The sequence below is a fragment of the Mucilaginibacter conchicola genome (assembly GCF_003432115.1).
Classification (GTDB): domain Bacteria; phylum Bacteroidota; class Bacteroidia; order Sphingobacteriales; family Sphingobacteriaceae; genus Mucilaginibacter; species Mucilaginibacter conchicola.
The window spans coordinates 1-3313 of record NZ_QWDC01000013.1 but is presented as its reverse complement, the minus strand read 5'-3'; the positions used below and the strand labels follow the sequence as shown (position 1 = coordinate 3313).

Sequence of the window (3313 nt, the reverse complement as noted above, 5' to 3'; positions counted from 1 at the left end):
CGGCATTTCAAAACAGTTCGGCTGATCAGCCATCATGAGAAAAGCTACCCTTCCCGGAAAGATTTAAAAAAACGTATATTCGTTCTGATAAGCCGATCAATGAGACCGTTCATCGTATTTCTGCTGTTATTTTTTTTACCCGGATTCCTGGTGGCGCAGAAAAACAAGATGACCAGGCAAAATCTGTTAACGAAACTGAAGGTCGATCTGCCCGACTCTGACCGTGTTTGCATTCTGACCAGCATCGTCAAATCGTACGCTGAGGATGAACATTTGCGTAATGCCAATGACTCTGCCGAGCAATATCTGAAAGTAGCGATATCATTGAACGACAAGCGTCGTAATTTGAAAAACACTAACCAGATCAATATCCTCGCTGCTATGCTTTCGTTGTCAAAAAACAGCGATCAGGATGTCACCGCTCTTTTTTATCCGATCATTTATCAGTGCAGGCAGACCGGGGATTATGCCAGCGAACTGGCTGCCATAACCGTTTTGTGCGGGAAACTGCCCGTCAATAGTCAAAACCTTTCCTACCATGTTACCAACTACCGTAGGGCTATTTACCTGAGTGTCCTATTAGAAGACAAAGCTGCAGAAACTTCAATGAACTATCATATCGCAGACGTTTATCAGAAACAAAACCAACTTGATTCCGCCATCCGCTATCTCTTTCGAATCACTGCAGACCGCGGGTCACCGCATCGGAACATGCTGGCCGCTTACGATATGCTTTCCGGCATTTATACCACGAAAGGCTTTTACAACAAAGCCCTCCATTACGGGTTTGCAACCGTCAACGATCTTAAAGGGAGAGAAGATTCAACAAATTTTTTCCTCAACATTTGCGGAAGGCTGCGTTTTATCTACGCCAATCTCGAAAAATACACGGAAAGCAATACCTGGGGGTTGAAAGCTTATGATTATGCTTACCGAAACAACAATCGCGAATATTTACCCATGATCAGGGGCACGATTGTAAGCAATTTGATCAATGCAGGCAAGCCGCAGGATGCACTGAAATTCGTTCTGACACATAATGTAAAAGATAAAAGCTACGGGATCAATGAATTGCTTTTATGGCACCGGCAGTTGGGAGATTGTTACCTGGCCCTAAAAAATCACAAAGCCGCTGAAGAAAATTATCTCATGCTTGTGCGGATCATGGCTGGCAAGCCTAAAGAACTTTCACCCTGGGACAGGACCGTATACCATTACGTCCTTGGAAAATTCTATTTATCGACCGGTCGTCCTGCGACCGCAAAAAACTATCTCGAGACCGCTTTAGCGGGATTCAAGGAACATCAGTTCAAACAATTCATAAAAGACAACTATCTATTGCTGTCCAAAGCAGATTCAGCAACAGGCGACTATAAATCCGCATTGATAAACCTGCATCGAAGTAACAAGCTAAAAGATTCGCTCTTTTCGGAACAGAAGAACAAGCAGATCGAAGAATTGCAGCTCGGGTTTGAAACCGAGCAAAAAACCAAAGTCATACAGGCCCTGAGAGATTCGGCAAACCTGGAAAGGCTGACGCTCCGGCATACCCGTCTGGGCAGGGACGCCATTACGGTTGGACTGGCTTTTCTGATCATCATTGCCGGACTGTTGTACCGTCATTCGACCGCTGTAAGTTCAGCAAGTAAGAAGATCTCAGAAAAGAACGAAGAACTGAATGCATTGGTCAATGAAAAAGAATGGCTGCTAAAAGAAGTCCATCACCGCGTAAAAAATAATTTACATACAGTGATCTCCCTTCTAGAATCACAGGCACAATACCTGAAGGATGATGCGTTACGTGCGATCGAAACAAGCCAGCACCGAATATTCGCGATGTCGCTCCTGCACCAAAAGCTGTATCTGTCAGATGATGTAAAAACGATCGACATACGGGAATACATTGGTGACCTGATCATAAACCTGGAAGAGAGTTTCGGCACCTCCGGAAAAATAGTATTTGAGGTCGATGTCGCGCCGGTTACTTTAAACCTCACTTACGCGATTCCCCTGGGCCTTATCATTAACGAGGCAGTGACCAATTCTATCAAACATGCTTTCAGCGCCACCATCAGGGGCCGGATCAGGATCATCCTGAAAAGGTCAGTCGAAAGCATACGTGTAGAGATGTCCGATAACGGATCAGGCTTACCGGACGTTTCTCATGACACGAGATCCAGGACCCTGGGTATAGAATTGATGAAGGGCCTGAGTGAAGACATCAATGCATCGATCCGCTTCGAGGCTTCCTCCGGTACACGTATCCTCCTCGAATTCGAACCCACCCTGAAATGAACTACTGTTCCATTTCCAGGTTTCATGATTTACAGTGAAAACATGAAATTTCATGATTTCATGATACTTAAAAAAATATAAAGTATTACATATCAACACCTTAACTAACGGCACGAGCTTTGCAAAAAAGGTTGAGAACCAAACACGGTCGGCTATTCGACCAGAAATTCACAATTCTTTAACCAGACATCATTCCCGTTATGCGGGTTTGGTTTGTTTAATACCCCCGGATTGAAGAGAATATTGATATGAAANAAAAGTATTAATAGTCGAAGATCAATTTATAGAAGCGAACAATCTCCGTATCATGCTGGAGGTGGCGGGGTACCGGGTGTGTTCTATTGCCCGCTCTGTAGATATCGCGTTGGATATCCTGGATACAGAAGAGCCGGACCTTGTTCTGCTTGATATTTTCCTTAAGGGTGACAAGACCGGCATTGACCTGGCACCCGTACTCAAACAACGCAATATCCCTTTCATTTATCTTTCTGCCAATTCCGACAAAAAGACATTTGCCATGGCCAAGCAAACCGCTCCATACGGATTCCTCGTAAAACCATTCAGGGAAAAGGATGTCCTGGCCATGCTCGATATTGCCGCAGACCTGCACAGTGAGCACCTGCTGCTGGCCAGGGCAGCTGTTGTGCAAAAAAGCCCCGTTGAGACAAAAAGGAATGCCCCCGACAGTTTCGGAATGGCCGGTAAAAGTGCGGGGCTCAGGGAAACGACCCGCCTCATACAGATCGCAGCCGCGGCTGAAAGCCCGGTGCTTATACTCGGTGAAAGCGGTACCGGAAAAGAACTGGTCGCCCGCGCTATCCACGACCACTCCGCCCGCGGGAAAAAACCACTCGTCATCGTCGACTGTGCGGCGCTCTCGCAAACCCTGATCGAATCAGAACTTTTCGGTCATGAGAAAGGTACTTTCACCGGTGCCGTCGATAAGAGGACAGGGAAATTCGAACAGGCTGACAATGGCACCATCTTTCTCGACGAGGTTGGCGAAATGCCCCTGGAG

The 3313-nt window shown here is 46.2% G+C and carries 2 protein-coding genes; both read left to right on the top strand.

Annotated features, from left to right (window positions below):
* Positions 1 to 99 precede the first annotated feature (99 nt).
* Entirely contained in the window at positions 100 to 2295 is a 2196-nt protein-coding gene (locus tag D0C36_RS24325; RefSeq protein ID WP_117394344.1) for a tetratricopeptide repeat-containing sensor histidine kinase, read from the top strand.
* Positions 2296 to 2560: 265 nt separating this feature from the next.
* A partial coding sequence (locus tag D0C36_RS24320) for a sigma-54-dependent transcriptional regulator (RefSeq protein WP_262512212.1) occupies positions 2561 to 3313 on the top strand: 753 nt, incomplete at its 3' end.

Bases quoted from the DNA above. Each gene is read 5' to 3' on its own strand.
- D0C36_RS24325 (WP_117394344.1), top strand. From the start codon at position 100: ATGAGACCGTTCATCGTATTTCTGCTGTTATTTTTTTTACCCGGATTC.